Annotated in this window: 15 protein-coding genes; 9 read left to right on the forward strand and 6 right to left on the reverse strand. The window is 48.1% G+C overall.

Going from position 1 to position 14,845, the window contains the following annotated elements; all coding sequences use genetic code 11:
• Positions 1-127: 127 nt before the first annotated feature.
• The gene (locus ACY2RR_RS03125; protein ID WP_490106681.1) at positions 128-943 is read left to right on the forward strand and encodes a hypothetical protein; all 816 of its coding nucleotides are present in this window, start codon (positions 128-130) and stop codon (positions 941-943) included.
• A gap of 51 nt (positions 944-994) precedes the next feature.
• Here the strand turns inward: ACY2RR_RS03125 and ACY2RR_RS03130 are convergent, their stop codons facing one another.
• Entirely contained in the window at positions 995-1,312 is a 318-nt protein-coding gene (locus ACY2RR_RS03130) for a helix-turn-helix domain-containing protein (RefSeq protein WP_490106682.1), read from the reverse strand.
• 87 nt (positions 1,313-1,399) lie between these two features.
• Between ACY2RR_RS03130 and ACY2RR_RS03135 the strand changes: the two genes are divergently transcribed.
• The 4 genes from ACY2RR_RS03135 to ACY2RR_RS03150 all read left to right on the forward strand — a co-directional run bounded on the left by ACY2RR_RS03135 (position 1,400) and on the right by ACY2RR_RS03150 (position 6,376).
• Positions 1,400-1,693 carry a transposase gene (locus ACY2RR_RS03135; RefSeq protein WP_490106683.1) on the forward strand — a complete coding sequence of 98 codons (294 nt, stop codon included), beginning with the start codon at positions 1,400-1,402 and terminating at the stop codon, positions 1,691-1,693.
• A gap of 175 nt (positions 1,694-1,868) precedes the next feature.
• Positions 1,869-4,394, forward strand: a complete 2,526-nt coding sequence (gene hrpB / locus ACY2RR_RS03140) for an ATP-dependent helicase HrpB (protein WP_490106684.1) — start codon at positions 1,869-1,871, stop codon at positions 4,392-4,394.
• Positions 4,395-4,844: 450 nt separating this feature from the next.
• Positions 4,845-5,933, forward strand: a complete 1,089-nt coding sequence (locus tag ACY2RR_RS03145; RefSeq protein ID WP_490106685.1) for a thioredoxin domain-containing protein — start codon at positions 4,845-4,847, stop codon at positions 5,931-5,933.
• A gap of 83 nt (positions 5,934-6,016) precedes the next feature.
• Positions 6,017-6,376, forward strand: a complete 360-nt coding sequence (locus ACY2RR_RS03150; RefSeq protein ID WP_490106686.1) for a hypothetical protein — start codon at positions 6,017-6,019, stop codon at positions 6,374-6,376.
• Between the two features lie 63 nt (positions 6,377-6,439).
• Here the strand turns inward: ACY2RR_RS03150 and ACY2RR_RS03155 are convergent, their stop codons facing one another.
• A complete protein-coding gene (locus ACY2RR_RS03155) occupies positions 6,440-7,222 on the reverse strand; it encodes a ParA family protein (RefSeq protein WP_490106687.1) in 783 nt (260 codons plus the stop codon).
• Between the two features lie 80 nt (positions 7,223-7,302).
• The gene (locus tag ACY2RR_RS03160) at positions 7,303-8,007 is read right to left on the reverse strand and encodes a TVP38/TMEM64 family protein (protein WP_490106688.1); all 705 of its coding nucleotides are present in this window, start codon (positions 8,005-8,007) and stop codon (positions 7,303-7,305) included.
• A 48-nt stretch (positions 8,008-8,055) separates the two neighbouring features.
• On the opposite strand from ACY2RR_RS03160, the gene ACY2RR_RS03165 reads away from it, so the two are divergent.
• Both ACY2RR_RS03165 and ACY2RR_RS03170 read left to right on the forward strand, forming a co-directional pair.
• Positions 8,056-8,790, forward strand: coding sequence for an FAD-binding oxidoreductase (locus ACY2RR_RS03165; protein ID WP_490106689.1), 735 nt, complete (start codon positions 8,056-8,058; stop codon positions 8,788-8,790).
• Between the two features lie 75 nt (positions 8,791-8,865).
• The gene (locus ACY2RR_RS03170; protein ID WP_490106690.1) at positions 8,866-9,681 is read left to right on the forward strand and encodes an SDR family oxidoreductase; all 816 of its coding nucleotides are present in this window, start codon (positions 8,866-8,868) and stop codon (positions 9,679-9,681) included.
• On the opposite strand, the gene ACY2RR_RS03175 is transcribed toward ACY2RR_RS03170, so the two are convergent.
• A complete protein-coding gene (locus ACY2RR_RS03175; RefSeq protein WP_490106691.1) occupies positions 9,667-10,962 on the reverse strand; it encodes a VTT domain-containing protein in 1,296 nt (431 codons plus the stop codon). The two genes, ACY2RR_RS03170 and ACY2RR_RS03175, sit on opposite strands and share 15 nt — an antisense overlap.
• Before the next feature lie 85 nt (positions 10,963-11,047).
• Here ACY2RR_RS03175 and ACY2RR_RS03180 point away from each other — a divergent pair, with 85 nt between their 5' ends.
• Positions 11,048-11,929: a class I SAM-dependent methyltransferase gene (locus tag ACY2RR_RS03180; RefSeq protein ID WP_490106692.1), complete on the forward strand. Its 882-nt coding sequence runs from the start codon at positions 11,048-11,050 to the stop codon at positions 11,927-11,929.
• Positions 11,930-11,957: 28 nt separating this feature from the next.
• Here the strand turns inward: ACY2RR_RS03180 and ACY2RR_RS03185 are convergent, their stop codons facing one another.
• Positions 11,958-13,241, reverse strand: coding sequence for an alpha/beta fold hydrolase (locus tag ACY2RR_RS03185; RefSeq protein WP_490106693.1), 1,284 nt, complete (start codon positions 13,239-13,241; stop codon positions 11,958-11,960).
• 200 nt (positions 13,242-13,441) lie between these two features.
• Entirely contained in the window at positions 13,442-13,768 is a 327-nt protein-coding gene (locus ACY2RR_RS03190; RefSeq protein ID WP_490106694.1) for a DUF4870 family protein, read from the reverse strand.
• A 77-nt stretch (positions 13,769-13,845) separates the two neighbouring features.
• Here ACY2RR_RS03190 and ACY2RR_RS03195 point away from each other — a divergent pair, with 77 nt between their 5' ends.
• Positions 13,846-14,796 carry a D-alanine--D-alanine ligase family protein gene (locus ACY2RR_RS03195; protein WP_490106695.1) on the forward strand — a complete coding sequence of 317 codons (951 nt, stop codon included), beginning with the start codon at positions 13,846-13,848 and terminating at the stop codon, positions 14,794-14,796.
• Positions 14,797-14,845 lie beyond the last annotated feature (49 nt).

The following is a 14,845-nucleotide window of genomic DNA, read 5'->3' on the forward strand; positions in this document are numbered from 1 at the left end:
CTAAAAGGCTCTAGAAAACAATAGAAATGTCTGGAAAGTTGCAGCGTTAGGCAACCATGGACGATTATAGGTAAGCGTGTCATGCAAGTGATCAACAACAAGAATATTACAAACTGCGAATGACTCTATGGAACTCATTACTGAGCTGAAGAATCTTGGCTTTCTTGGTGCCGCACTGACTGTGATGGCAGCCTCTATTTCTCTTTATGTTAAGTCCAGCAGAGAAAACCAGCGTGTATACCGTAAGGTGCTCTATTACTTGCTGGAGATCTGGCACGCCTCCCGCATCATTCGCTTTAGCGCCTCATTCAGTGCTGAGAACATGATGGCTCTCTTACGTGAAGAGACTGTAACCATTATGACGCAGGCAGAAGCCGGCGAGGAAAGCGTAACAATACCTGAAAAGCTTCTTAAAGCACTTGCTCAACAGATGCAGGCGCAAGTAGCTGAAGGTGCTTTACAACATGGTTACGCGAGCTTGGAAACCCTCAGTTCCGACTATACAAAAGCTATCCAAAACCTGACTGAAATTAACCCAAGGCTGGCCTTCAGGCTCAGCAGCCGAAGTAATTACGGTGCTTTTGTCGATCAACTCCGTGACAACCTGACTGAGGTTCGCGGTATTTCTTCCACTCATCACCCTGATGCTGACGCCATTATGAAACCCAGCTTTCAAGACAAGCTTGAGAGCGAGATGGATATTGCACTCAAAGACCTGGAGGCTGATATCTCTATCACCTCCTATGCGATTAGTATGAACTTTGGCTTACGCATGTATGTTTGGATGTGGCGTCAAAAGCAGAACAAAGCTTTTATGCAGCCTGACAGAATAAGCATTCGGGAAACTCTATCTGAGCTTATCCCTGAGATTGAGGAGCAAGTCCGGAAGGAAAAACACAAAAAAGCATATAGACCTGTGGATACTGAAGCCTCTGTTCTGTAGAAAGAGCAACGGGTATATAGAAATAAAAACGGCCTCTGCTCCCAAACATTCCTACTCTTCCAGTAGCGAGATAATCTTCTTCCTGCGAGCAGCAGTCAGCCTGGATAAACGCAGTAAAACATCAGCCAACCAGTCTTCTTCACAGTAAAAGAAGGCTGTTGGTACTTTCAAGACTGCCGCCAACTGCTTCATTGTTACGAAGTCTGGGGTATGTTTTCCCTTCTCATATTGGTTCATCCGCGAACTGGCCGAAAACTCATCTATCCCTGCTGCTATACCAAGCCCCTTCTGAGAAAACCCCGCTGCCACTCGTGCTTCTTTGAGCCTCACAGGGAATGGAGAAACCGCTTCCAAGTTTCGGTTACTCATAAATACCTCAGCCAGAAAAGCTAAGATATTCTGAGTTTTAACTGTGCTACGATACTAAGGATTCCTTAGCATCAATTTTGCAATTACATGATGAGCCATACACGAAAATCATACTCACTTGCGTTCAAGATTCAGGCTGTCGAGCGTTACCTTGAAAACAACTGTCGCCTCCGACCCACTGCCGAAGAGCTTCAGGTGCACCCTGCCACCATGAAGCATTGGGTGCATAAAGGTATTGATGAGCTTCGCCGACAAGCAGCTGCTAACGCTTCACCTAATAAGGATGTCAGAGTAAAAAAACTGGAAAAAGAAGTGGCTCGACTTGCTGAAGAAAACGACATTCTTAGAAAAGCTGCACGGATGTTTACAGCTCAAGGCTAAGAAAAGCACTTACATCACTTGCTTAAAGTTATAGATAAACCATTAAAGACTCGATTGTGCCGACCTTTGTCGGCATTTCTCTGAGAAATACACAACTTACCTTTCTGGATGATCTCGGTGATAGATACCAGTTAAAATGCCGTAACCTAGGGTCACCCTATTCTGTTGATATTCAATGCCAGCACTTCCTGACAATTTACCTGTTTCTCACGTTCTTCCCGACTTAAGAGAAGCTCTCAACAATAGCAACAAAGTATTACTGCAGGCTCCCCCAGGGGCAGGTAAAACAACACTCGTACCGCTTGATCTATTGAATGCAGAGCCCTTTGCGAATCAGAAAATTCTTCTTCTTGAACCCCGAAGGCTAGCAGCTCGTTCAGTCGCACGCCGTATGGCTGAACTGCTTGGGGAAAAAGTCGGAGAAACCGTAGGCTGGCGTATGCAGCTGGATACTAAAGTCAGCAAAAAGACTCGCATTGAAGTCGTCACCGAGGGCGTTCTCACGCGTATGCTGCAATCCGACCCGGCCCTCGAAGGTATAGGATTGGTGATCTTTGATGAGTTTCACGAAAGAAGCTTACATGCGGATCTTGGTCTCGCCCTGGCCCTGCAGAGTCAGGCTGGTTACCGGAATGATGATGAACCTTTAAAGGTTTTAGTAATGTCAGCGACACTGGCTACTGAGGAGATGTCGGAATTCCTGGATTGCCCGGTGGTCAAAAGTGAAGGACGAAGCTATCCGGTGTCCTGCTATTACCGCGACCGTCCGATACCCAGAAATGATCGAAAAGAACTTATTGCCCAGTGTGCCAGTACCATACGCAATGCATTGTCGCAGCATCACGGCAGCCTGTTGGCATTCCTTCCCGGCAGTGGTGAGATACGACAACTGGCAGACATTCTGACAGAAACACTGCCAAACAATACCGCTCTGCACACATTATATGGTGATCTCGATAAGCAGGCTCAGGATCAGGCAATACAACCTGCCGTTAATGGCCAGCGAAAAGTAGTTTTGGCAACAGCCATTGCCGAGTCAAGCCTGACTATTGAAGGTGTACATATCGTTGTTGATGCCGGGCTGATGCGAGTACCTCAGTTTGACCCGCGTTCAGGAATGTCTCGACTGGACACCTTACGAGTATCCAGGGCCAGCGCAGAACAACGAGCCGGGCGGGCCGGACGCTTAGCTGCCGGGCATTGTTATCGTCTCTGGACCGAATCCGAGCAACAACAGCTAGTTGCTTACTCTCAACCTGAAATAATGGCTGCTGACCTTGCACCACTGGCCCTCGAGCTCATGAGCTGGGGTGTCAGCGATTGTAGTGAACTTGATTGGCTAACACAGCCTCCTGCACCTGCTATGTCTCAGGCCTTTGATCTGCTGGAACGCCTTGGAGCAGTTCGCCACAACCATGACCGTTATCTGATAACCCGTCATGGAGAGGAAATGGCAGAACTGGGCCTTCATCCCCGCTTATCCCACATGGTGCTGACTGCCAAAGACTATCAGCTCGAATGGTTGGCCAGTCAGCTATGTGTATTAATGAGTGAACGAGACCCATTGGCCGGTGTACGAGATGCCGGTGCAGACATCAACCTCCGGCTAGCTCTGCTCGCAGGACAATCCATTCCCGGTCTTGCTATATCACGTCAGAGCTCTGGTCGTATTCGTCAATTGGCTACCCGCTGGAAACAGCGTTTGGGTAACCCAAAACCGACTGATTATTCAAACAATGACATCGCTCTCTTACTCGCCAGTGCTTACCCTGATCGGGTGGCCAGGCGACGTAGCCAGGATGGACGCTACCTGATGAGTAGCGGGCAAGGTGTATCGTTCCGATCTGCCGACCCCTTATCAGCCTCGGATTATCTAATCATCCCTGCCGTTGGCGGACACAGCAATCAACGCGAGGCCAGCGTGTTCCTTGCTTGCGATATCAGCTTGAACACTATTGAAGAACTTTTTGCCGACTTCATCGAAGAGGAGGAAGATATTCGCTGGGATAAAAAGCAGAAAGTCGTGATCGCCAATCAAATCGAACGTCTTGGCTCTCTGACTTTAAAGAGCCAGCCTATCCCCAACCTGAGCCCGGATATATTAGCCAAAGGGCTTATGCAAGGCATCAAGGAAGCTGGCATCTCTGTATTACCCTGGGATAAGTCCAGTGAAAACCTGCGTTTACGAGTTCAATGTTTGCGCACCGTCGATACCAGTTGGCCAGATTTTTCAGAAGATCATTTATTGAAGACTCTAGAGGAGTGGTTGGCCCCATTCATTGACGGCATGTCTCGACTCGAACACTTGAAACGGCTGGATCTGAACCAATGCCTGCAAAGCATGATGGATTGGTCCCGGATGCAGGAGCTAAATACAGAAGCGCCCGAATCTCTAAAGGTGCCCAGCGGTTCCAATATCCGCATTGATTACAGCAACCCAGAGGAACCAATTCTGGCTGTTAAGTTGCAGGAACTGTTTGGCCTACTTGAAACACCAAAATTAGCGTACAACAGCATCCCACTCACTATCGAACTGTTGTCTCCTGCTCGACGGCCTGTGCAGAAGACCAGAGATATGAACAGCTTCTGGAACAACACTTATCAGGAGGTGAGAAAAGACTTGAGGGGTAGATACCCCAAACATCCATGGCCAGAAAACCCCAAAAACGCTATACCAACGTCAAGATGTAAACCTAAATAATAGAGTGTTTAGGCTCCCATAAACGGCTCTAACAGAGGGCGGTATTGCTCCAAATATAAATCGCTCAGTACATTAGGCATGTGCCCATTTTTCCAAGGCACCTCATTCAGAGGTGTCAATCCTCGATCCGAAAAACCTGCTCAGTGGTCAATCTTTTCCTCTAATAGGCACTGTCAATCCATTTTTGTACAAATTCTCCTGAAACCCTTGCTATTAGCGAGCTTGCTTAACTGTCAATCTTCACAACATCCCACATTAACCATAATTACTGGCCCGAAAATCCTTTTACGGCTGCAGCCACCCGTTACGTCCGGCCAAGATCCTGACTCTGTAACAATTCTCAGCATTTCCAGAAGAACTACCGGCTTCACCAGTTTGTCTAAGCTGCGCTCACCTTGTTTTCTTTCTGGAAAACGGGGCGGGAGCAGATGTGTGCCAGCTGGAGAACCTATGAGTAACTGCCCTAAAAACTTACTGAGCCGTAGCTTTAAAACTGTCCCTCTTATTGTTGCAGTAACAACATTCCTGAATATCTCAACTCCAGTATTTGCTGAATCTTCGTCCCCTGTCAGGGCATCCACATGGTATGAAACCACCCGGGGGCGGCCACTTATCAATAGCTGGGATGCAAACTATTTACCTACTGATTTTGACGTATGGCCCCCGAGTGCAAGGAGCCAGTATCTGGAAAATCAGGAGCACATTTCAGCTCTTCTCACACGTCTGAATCAAATGAAGTGCTCCCAACTCCCCTGCCTTACCGCAAAAGACCTGGCCGACCAGCTTTATGACAAATCCAAGAGTTTAAAATACAAGTATGAAAGAGGCATAAACCGGGCAGACATGGAGAATCGCAACACTATGATTGCCTCCATCGCTCTGGGAGTTGCTTCTGTTATCGCTGGCGCCGCAACAGGAAATGTGGCGTTGGTTGTCACCGGCCTCAGTATTAACGCAACACACTATGCCCTGAACTATTCAATCACCAACGGAACAGCAGAAGAGCTGAATCAGGAGCTTGAGCGTACCAAAGTAATTATGGATGTGGAGAAGAGTGCCCTCGATAATATCGAGAAAAAGCTGGAAGAAGCTGATCGGCTGGCAGAGGATGCCCGCACAAGAATCCTGCAAAACCTTGCTCTTGAGTATGACGGTGAGTCTGACAACTTAAAATTTCCAGAGATAGTCTCTCTCTTCAGAAACAGTGAAAGCTGGCCGGCCAGAAGCCTCGACAAAACCAACCCAAAGATGCTCGCGGCACGCTTTACAGTCCTTCTGGAAGCCCAGTTAGATGATGAAGTGTTTGCTCTGCGTATATTCAATAAAACTGCCAAAAATCGCCTTGGCACTCCCATAGAAATACCATTGATATTCAAAGTGATACGCAACAGCGACCATTATGTCACTGTTATCCCCAGCAAATCGGGTAACGTTTACTTCTACTTCCGTGAAGCGGGCCAGTTGTTATCCTTTTTCACCGATCTTGCAGGCCGGTATCAATCTGACGATGCCTCCTTTATAAGGCTGACCTCCCCATGAGGCTGCCATAGCTTCTGAAATCAGACTTCCCATTCCTCTGCTAGTATTTTTCTAACGAAAACTGCACAACAGGGAGTTGTGAGATGAGAAAGTCATGGAAGGCATTGGGATTGATAGCGGGGCTTGGTTTAGCCACACAGGCTATTGCAGCATCATCAGGTATTTCCCTGGGAGACAGCAAATCAACCCGTTTTGGTAAAGGCGAATCTGTTACTACCAACTGGTCCACCCTTCACAGTAACCCTCTCGACAATACTTACCAGGAAACTGTGCGGGTCATGTCTGTATGCGTGGATGGCCGCAGTTTCGTTGTTTCCATGGCCATGGCAGGTGTCTGGGATACCACAAATAACGCTGGTGCTGGCGCGGGAGCCGGATCAGGTGTCGTGCAGGTTTTTGATCAGGACGAAGATGGGAATATGACACCCGTTCGCTGCAAGTAAGATTTCTCCAATTAAAAACGGCGGGCTTTTGATCATCAAAAGCCCGCCGTTTTTAATTCTGCCTTAAGCTTCCGCAAGCGCTTCTTCGAGATATTCAAACAGTTCCAGATATTGTTTGGTCAACTTGTGGTTAGGGGCCAGATAAACAAGCGGTGTTGAAGCATGATGAGATTCACGCATTTTCACCGACTGCCCGAGATAAACCGGAAGCACCGGATAACCTTCATCTTTCAACTCTTCAATCAACTGAGTAGGCAGATTTGCCTGAGGCTGAAACTGGTTAACAATCACGCCTTCAACAACAAGATCATTATTGTGGTCTTCCCTGAGTTCGTGAACTTCTCCCATGATTGCCATTAACGCCTGCTGGGAAAATGCATCGCAGTCGAAGGGAATCAAAACACTTTGAGAGGCAATCAAGGCTGAGCGGGTATAGAAATTCAGGGCTGGTGCCGTATCAATATAAATGCGATCAAACTCTTTGCTTAGAGCTTTCAGTGCATCCCGAAGTTTAAAGATTTTATGTTTGCTTTCCAGCTTGAAAATCAGTTCTTCCAGTTTTTGACTGGCAGGCATTACACTCAGATTTTCAAAACAAGTGTCGTGTACAAAATCCTTTGGCTCTTTATTAAAGAGATTGAATGACAGGCTTTGTTCAAAGAAATCAGCAACGGTATTACGCAGCTCTTTAATATCCTGCCCCATCAGGTACTGGCTGGCATTCCCCTGGGGGTCTAAATCAACGACCAGCGTTTTATACCCTTGAGAAGCGGATATAGCCGCAAGGTTGCAAACAATACTTGATTTACCAACCCCGCCCTTTTGATTAAATATAACCCTGCGCATGCTGATTCCCTCTTATGATGGAAAAAGTTAATCAGGGTGATTCCTTCAAATCAAGGGCGCGATATCACCAAAGCAGGTCATTAACTGCGCAAATAAAGTTTTACCTTGCGCATAACCATCCATACCAGCAAGGCTACAGTCAAAATGCTTCCTACCAGCACAACAATTGTTTCTGTCTGGCCGCCGCCATTTTGTAGCAGCTCGACTAAATCACGGGACTGAGAGCCAATCCAAAGAGAGAGCAAAGTTCTGGGCAGCATACCAGCGGCACCAGCCATCAAATAGCTGACAAAGTTAACTCTGAGCGCTGCAAGCATCAGATTCATCAAACAAAAAGGAAGAGCTGGAGAAAGGCGAACCAGTATCAGCATTGCAACAGGCTTTTCTCTCAGGTCATTGGCTATCTTTTCTGCTATCGGAAAGGTCAGCAGACTTTTCATAAAGTGCCCACCATCGAGCAGCCTTCCTAGAGCATAACCAAAACCCGACGCCAGAATGTACGCAAACACGAGAACAACAGAGCCCTGCCACCCGAGGAAAAAACCACTGACCAGAGCGACGAATGTTGTAGGAGTCAGACCGATAGCCATAGTCAGGCACGAGGCCATCACCAGCCAGACACCATACTCAGGCATCAGGCTGCTAACCTGATCAACATTCAACAGCAGCCAGCTCCCCAGCACAGAGCTGAATAACAATGGCATGATGGAGAAAAACACCAGCGCAAATGCCAGAGCGTGGTTCTCCTTCAAGAAGAAGCGAAAATTGGGGGAAATAACGTTCATTCGCTGATTATGCCATGCTGTAGAGATACGTCGATCGAGGATTCGCCCATGGCCAGACCGGTATATGAACTTGAGCTGGTAGAATCTACCCGTCTGGCCACCAGCACTCTGGGACTGGTATTTCGCGTTGAAAACCCGCCTGAGTTTGAAGCTGGACAATTTATCTCCCTGTTGTTTGAACATAAAGGTGAAAGCCTTAAGCGCAGCTACAGTATCTCCAGCTCACCAGACAAGCTAAGGAATGACGGCCTGTTGGAGATAGCGATTGGCCTGGTTCCCGGTGGCTCTGCCAGTGAATGTTTTGCTCAGGCACAAGCTGGAGACGCATTTCAGATGTCCGGCCCCTTTGGTGCTTTAACCCTACCCAACGAAATTCCAGAACGCTTTCTTATGGTTGGCACAGGCACTGGCGTAGCGCCTTACCGATCAATGCTTCCACAGCTGGAAAAATTCGTTCAGCAAGGCATCAAGGTTCATATTCTTATGGGAGCTCGTAATCGCGGTGATATTTTCTACCGGGAAGATTTTCAGTCTTTAGCCGCAAACTCCCCATCAGCTATCTTCGAAACCTGCCTGAGCAGAGAAGACACTGTTGATTCCAGCAATAGCGAACACAAAGGCTATGTTCAGGAACGGCTCTCAAAACTTGAATTAACACCGGGGAAAGATCTTGTATACCTGTGCGGCAACCCGCCCATGATAGACGACAACGTAAAATACCTGACTGACCTGGGCTTTGGCCCCAGGCAAATCAAACGAGAGAAGTACACTTTTTCACGGTAATACCACACCCGTTGATGCATTCCCTGAGCATTGTGGTACAAACATAGAGAAAGGTAAGACTAAGGGCTGCCAACAATGCCTCTCTTTCGTCATAAAACTGTTGCTATTACCGGAGCCTGTGGAGGTATCGGCAGGGCTCTCGCTCTGCGATTCGGAGAAGGTGGTGCCCGCATAGCCTTGCTGGATATCAACAACGAGCAATTAGCTGCCTTTACCGAACATCTGGCATCGAGAAGTATTCATGCCAAAGGGTATCACTGCGATGTCAGCAATCCAGAACAGGTTCAGCACTGCTTTCAGCAGATACTCGACGACATGGGCAGTATTGATGTCCTGATCAATAATGCCGGTATCACCCACCACTCAGGTTTTGCGGAAACAGATCCATCTGTGTTCCGTAAAACTATGGATGTGAATTACTTTGGTGCCTTGCACTGTACCCAGTCAGCTCTTGAAGGATTGATTGCTAGTCAGGGGCTGATAATCACCATGAGCAGCATGTCCGGCTTTGCCCCACTCTGGAATCGCAGTGCATACAGTGCCAGCAAGCACGCACTACATGGACTGTTTGATTGCCTCAGGGTCGAACTCAGGGATAAGAATGTCCATGTGATGCTGGTGTGTCCGGGTTTTACTGCAACAGATATTTATAAAAATGCGCTGCAGGCTGATGGCTCCGTAACCAATCATCCACTGGAAATGACAGGTAAAGCCACCACTCCCGCCGATGTTGCTGATGAAATTTATCTTGCAGCAAGAAAGCGAAAGCGGCTTCTGGTTATGTCCAACGTGGATTGGCGTGCTCGCCTGTTTGCCAAATGTCTGCCCGGGATTTTTGAACGTTACCTTGCTCACAAGGTAACGGGGGTATCAAAGTCAGTGCGCCAGTAAAAGAACCGACAACCAGAATACACTGACCAGCTGAGCCAAACGCACCCAGACATGTTCAGGCTTCACAGTGAACGGATTTCGGTGCTCCAGAAGATCCCACAGAGTAAAACCCAACGCTCCCAGCAGTGTTCCGGCGATAACGTCGGCCGTCCAGTGCTCTCCAAGGTAAACCCGGCTAAGGCCTGTAAACAACGCAGCAATTAAACCAAGACTCCACATCCACGGCTTGTATCGCTCAGGCAGATAGCGGGAAAAATACCAGGCCACCCAGATGATCAGGAAGGTGCCATAAGTGGCATGCCCACTGGGATAAGAAAAACTGGTGGAAATAGCCGTTTCAGGACGGACATTGGAGAACACGGTTTTAAGCAGCTGAACAGCAGCTTCTATACCAAACGACATTCCCACAAAAATCAGTGAAGCTTTAAATCCGCTATCCCGGAGCAACCAGTAAGCACCAAGCAGAGCCACCGGATACACCACATTAAAACATCCCACCAGAGTGAAAGCGGAAAAGGCTTTATCCAGCAATAGCGTATGACGCAACTGTATCCAGCTCTGAACAGTGTTGTTTAGCAGATCAGCCTGAGGCGAAAGGTTCCAGAGAGAAACCAGAGCAAACGCGCTGAACAGAACCAGTGTCAGTTTTACTATCCACGATGTCTGGCTGGCTGCACGCTCACGCAGGTAACGGAGCCCATAAGAAAAGACAACAGCTGCAAAACTTAACGCAGCCAGAATGAAGATAATCTCCAACGGCAGGTGATGCTGCCAATGCAGGGACGCTCCAACAAAATAACCTGGCAACAGATAAGCCGGTGCCCAAAAAGCAGCCGAAATAATATTCACCAGATAAAAATACCGGGCTGGCATTCCCATCATTCCGGCAACAACAGGAATGACCGGACGAATCGGCCCAACAAATCGTCCCAGAGCGATACTGACACCGCCATGACGATCAAAAAACTGCTCTCCCTTCTCCAGCCATTGAGGGTGATTGCGGAAGGGCCACCAGCCGCGAATACGTTCGTGGAAGACCTGACCAACCACAAAGCTGACCCCATCCCCCAGAACGGCTCCCGCAAATCCTGCTAACAACATTGTCCATACATCAAGCGCACCGCCACCAGCCAGAGATGCTGCGGTAAACAACATCACCACGCCGGGCAGGAGTAACCCAACAACTACAAGAGACTCTAAAAATGCGATAACCGCTATGATCAGTGCCATCCAGTCTTGGTGAGCCTGTAGCCACTGTGCCATAGTGTTTAGATCTGCCACGCCATTCCCCGATTCATTCTGTCCTGCTATTCTCCGTGGTCTGACAGCAAAATAATAAAAAAAATCCTGCTAAAAAAGGACAACTATGTCATCGGTTACCCAAGCCTCCGACGAATCCAACACCAGCACAGATACCTCTCGCATCAGCATCAGCGCCCTTTATACCGGGCACGTCTGGTATCGTAATGGACTTTCCCTGCCAGCTCTTTATTCTCGACTCGGACAAGCTGGTTACTGGCTTCTGAAACCGATTAACAGTTTTATCAAACTGCTGACTGGCGCTGATATTGAAACCTTCCTGCTGGAACGCCATAAGGTTATTGACCATAAAGTCGCTTCCTTGATTGAGCGCCACCCTGATCTGCAAATCGTTGAAATCGCCTGTGGCCTTTCTCCCCGTGGAGCAAGAATCATGTCTTCCGGCAATGCCGGATTGGGCTATGTCGAAGCAGACCTGCCTGATATGGCAGCCAAAAAGAAGAACCTGCTTCAACAACTTGGCCTTTTAAACAATAACCACGCCGTTCTAGCCTGCAATATTCTGAATGCAAAAGGCAGCGACAGTCTTGAACATCTTCTGGATAGCCTTGATAAAAACCGCCCGGTTCTGATTATTACCGAAGGTCTGGTGAATTACTTTGACCTACCCGTTATAAGCGGCGTATGGCAGCGCATGGCTGAACAGCTAAAACAATTCCCCGCCGGATACTATGTCACTGAAGTCTATCCCGATCTACACAATCACCCCCACTACAAATGGATGAAGCGCGCCAAAAAGGTTGTTGCTCTACTCACTCAGGGAGATTATCCGCTTCACTACGATAGTGATGAAAGTATGAAGAGTGGGTTTGAAGAGTGTGGTTTTCACAAGGCAGTGGTCAGCAACCCTTCCGATTACTACCAGCAATTGAATATGCCAAAGCTAAAAACAGCCAGCGCTGTTCGTATTGTCAAGTGTACAGCTTAATAGAGAAGGAACAAATTGGTGGAGGCAATCAAACAGCTTCCACCAACTCTTCTTCTGGCACCAGAAACTGAGGGATGGACTCCTGGCTGATAAAGTAGCTGTCATCAATCAGGTAATTGCGGAATGTCTCAGCCTTGTTCAAGTCCATGTGAATAAACTGACAACGAATCTCTTCGTTATTCTGCTCGAGCACATGAATAGGCAGTGAGAGATTAATGGATTCTACGTGCAGCTGGAGGTTTCGGGTTGGCAACGTTTCCAGACTACGTTTATCCAAAGATAAACGACCACCGAAATAATTAATATCTTCAATACGACAAGCCAACCCTTCACCAGATTCCGTCTTGATAACACAGGCACTGTTGCGGATTGGAACAAGACGTGGGCTGATACGGCGCTCAAGAGTCATAGCTCCAGCACGGTCATAAATTCGGTAATCATCACAGGTTTTCAGCACCTTACCCCGGGCAAAGGCGAGGAATAGTGCACAAGTTCCTTCCCGACGGGCAAATATGCTCATGTGATCAGCATCTTTAATCAGGGCAAATGTTGCCTGGGCACAGTTCAGTGCAAAGCTGGCATTTTCGTGCGGCATGGTGAAGTGATCGAGTTCACCAGTTGCTACTAATGTTGGACAGGACGGATATTCTTCAAAACCTTCGAAATCCAGCAGCCGTTGAGTATTTTGTAAGAACCGTTCACGCTCAGCCTCGCTGAGGCGCAAAACCTGACGCAATAACAGCTTGCGGTGAACACCGCCCATACCAGTACGATCGATGTGATAACCATTGATCATGGTTGATACTGCACCGTGGGCAAAGTCTTCCATGCGTCCGCTTTCACAAAGATGGAAAGACTCTTCCAGCATCAACCGCAGAGCTGGTCGTCCTTTAGCTGTGGTACCGCTTAATAGAAGACGATGAATACGCGACGGATGTTTGAGGGCAAACATGCTGGCAACCAGAGAGCCGTAAGAAACACCGATAAGGCTTATCTTGGGAACATCAACCTGATCCAGAAATATCTGTACAAGATCGGCTAAACCGGCAATATCAAGTTCCGGGGCAAGCTGAAGATTATTACCCTGTGATGGCAGGTCCACAAGAATAATAGGGAAATGCTCAAGCATGGCTGCAACTTCAAAACGGAAGCTGCGGAAATTCTGGAATGCTCCGGACAAAAACACGATAGGTGTTTTATTTCTGTTTTCCGGAAGTGAATAAGCCTGATATTCGATACGCCATTGTCCGGCTTGCACAACACTGGGAGTGTCGTCCAACTTCCGGGCGGAGAAGTCCAGATCGTATTCCATTATTATTATCCAGGTGCCAGACCACTTTTCTCTTTAATCGTTTTGAGTTCCTGCAGACAAAACGTTTATTTGTGTGGTTCTTTTTGTTTATTTGAAGGTCTAAAACTAACTTGAATTCGATGGTATACACTTTTCAAAAAAATGTATACCTGTCAATTTCAGCCTTCTTGGTCACATTATCAAAGATAATAATTGCCTGTTCAGGGCATACGATCATTGGCCAGAAAATACCAGCCGGCGGCAACTCGGTAAATCAACCAGAGCTGGTTCAGCAGCAAAACAAAGTAGCCCACCAATACCCAAAGCAGGATCACACCGATAATTCCCACGATGATGTTTACCCAAAAGGTTCGAATCTGCCAGTCGTAATGGGCAATCAAAAGCGGATCTATCGCCCGCCTGCGATTCATCCAGGCCACGATAATCGCAATCAGCATCGGGAAGGCGGTAAACACGCTCACAGCCATCAGGGCATAGCCTATATGAACAGGAGTGCGATCTGACTGAGGGCGATAGTCTGGATGCATAAAATGCCGGTAAATTTGCTGACGGGGTACGACAGTCTATATTTCTGCGGTTTGCAAACCAAGTCGGGATAGTCCAGATGTCCGAAAATCAGCCGGTTATTGTTATTCTGTGCGGAGGCCCTTCTACTGAAGCTGCGGTTTCCCGCCTGTCTGCCGGCCGAATCCAGGGGCTTATGGCCCGCCAATACGATCATCTTCACGTGCTGGAACTTGACTGCCATGTGGCAAAAGAGCTGGACAGACTCAAGCCTGACGTTGTTTTCCCTCTCCTTCACGGCCCTTTTGGCGAAGATGGAACCATTCAGGGCCTGCTGGATATTATGGGCATTCCCTATATAGGCTCAGGTGTAAAATCCAGCGCCGTGGCTATGGATAAATACTTCACCAAACAGCTATTAGCTCCTTTAGGAATCAATTTGGCCCGAAGCCGTCTTCTGCATAAAAGCTCTGGAATAGAGAAATCCGCCGACAAAACCATTCAATCCCTCGGTCTCCCGGTTGTGGTGAAACCCCGTTCGCAGGGTTCGACTATCGCTATTAACGCGGCCAGTAACCGGGACGAACTGGTTTCGGCATTGAAAGAGTCCTTCGAGGTTGAAGAGTACGCTCTGGTTGAAGAGTTTATTGATGGTCGGGAAATCACTGTTTCCGTCCTGGATCGGCCAACACCAGAAGCCCTGCCGGTTTTGGAGGTTCGCACAGCGGGAAATGGCTGGTTTGACTACGACCACAAGTATACCCCCGGGCTTAGCGAACACCTTCTTCCAGCCCCTATTCCCGAAGATCAGTACCGTTATTGCCAGGAGTGGGCTGTGAGGGTTCACAAAGAGTTGGGGTTACTTGATCTCAGCCGGGCTGATTTTATTGTTCCGGAACAGGGGGACCCGGTATTTCTGGAAACTAACTCTATGCCGGGTATGACTCCCACGAGCATGTTGCCTGACGCTGCTGAACACGCCGGACTGTCTATGCTGGATGTGGTTGATACCATGATCAACAACGCCCTAAGTCGCGGTCCACGAAGCTAAGTCTGGGTATTGTCAGCACATACCGCCAGCTCTAGAATCCGGTGTTTAC

The sequence above is a fragment of the Parendozoicomonas sp. 2304DJ65-17 genome (assembly GCF_058148445.1).

What these genes read in the sequence shown, in the direction of transcription:
- ACY2RR_RS03130 (WP_490106682.1), bottom strand. Translation starts at nt 1,312, where the DNA reads ATGAGTAACCGAAACTTGGAAGCGGTTTCTCCATTCCCTGTGAGGCTC.
- ACY2RR_RS03165 (WP_490106689.1), top strand. Translation starts at nt 8,056, where the DNA reads ATGGCCAGACCGGTATATGAACTTGAGCTGGTAGAATCTACCCGTCTG.
- ACY2RR_RS03170 (WP_490106690.1), top strand. Translation starts at nt 8,866, where the DNA reads ATGCCTCTCTTTCGTCATAAAACTGTTGCTATTACCGGAGCCTGTGGA.
- ACY2RR_RS03145 (WP_490106685.1), top strand. Translation starts at nt 4,845, where the DNA reads ATGAGTAACTGCCCTAAAAACTTACTGAGCCGTAGCTTTAAAACTGTC.
- hrpB (WP_490106684.1), top strand. Translation starts at nt 1,869, where the DNA reads ATGCCAGCACTTCCTGACAATTTACCTGTTTCTCACGTTCTTCCCGAC.
- ACY2RR_RS03160 (WP_490106688.1), bottom strand. Translation starts at nt 8,007, where the DNA reads ATGAACGTTATTTCCCCCAATTTTCGCTTCTTCTTGAAGGAGAACCAC.
- ACY2RR_RS03135 (WP_490106683.1), top strand. Translation starts at nt 1,400, where the DNA reads ATGATGAGCCATACACGAAAATCATACTCACTTGCGTTCAAGATTCAG.
- ACY2RR_RS03155 (WP_490106687.1), bottom strand. Translation starts at nt 7,222, where the DNA reads ATGCGCAGGGTTATATTTAATCAAAAGGGCGGGGTTGGTAAATCAAGT.
- ACY2RR_RS03150 (WP_490106686.1), top strand. Translation starts at nt 6,017, where the DNA reads ATGAGAAAGTCATGGAAGGCATTGGGATTGATAGCGGGGCTTGGTTTA.
- ACY2RR_RS03125 (WP_490106681.1), top strand. Translation starts at nt 128, where the DNA reads ATGGAACTCATTACTGAGCTGAAGAATCTTGGCTTTCTTGGTGCCGCA.
- ACY2RR_RS03195 (WP_490106695.1), top strand. Translation starts at nt 13,846, where the DNA reads ATGTCCGAAAATCAGCCGGTTATTGTTATTCTGTGCGGAGGCCCTTCT.
- ACY2RR_RS03190 (WP_490106694.1), bottom strand. Translation starts at nt 13,768, where the DNA reads ATGCATCCAGACTATCGCCCTCAGTCAGATCGCACTCCTGTTCATATA.
- ACY2RR_RS03180 (WP_490106692.1), top strand. Translation starts at nt 11,048, where the DNA reads ATGTCATCGGTTACCCAAGCCTCCGACGAATCCAACACCAGCACAGAT.
- ACY2RR_RS03185 (WP_490106693.1), bottom strand. Translation starts at nt 13,241, where the DNA reads ATGGAATACGATCTGGACTTCTCCGCCCGGAAGTTGGACGACACTCCC.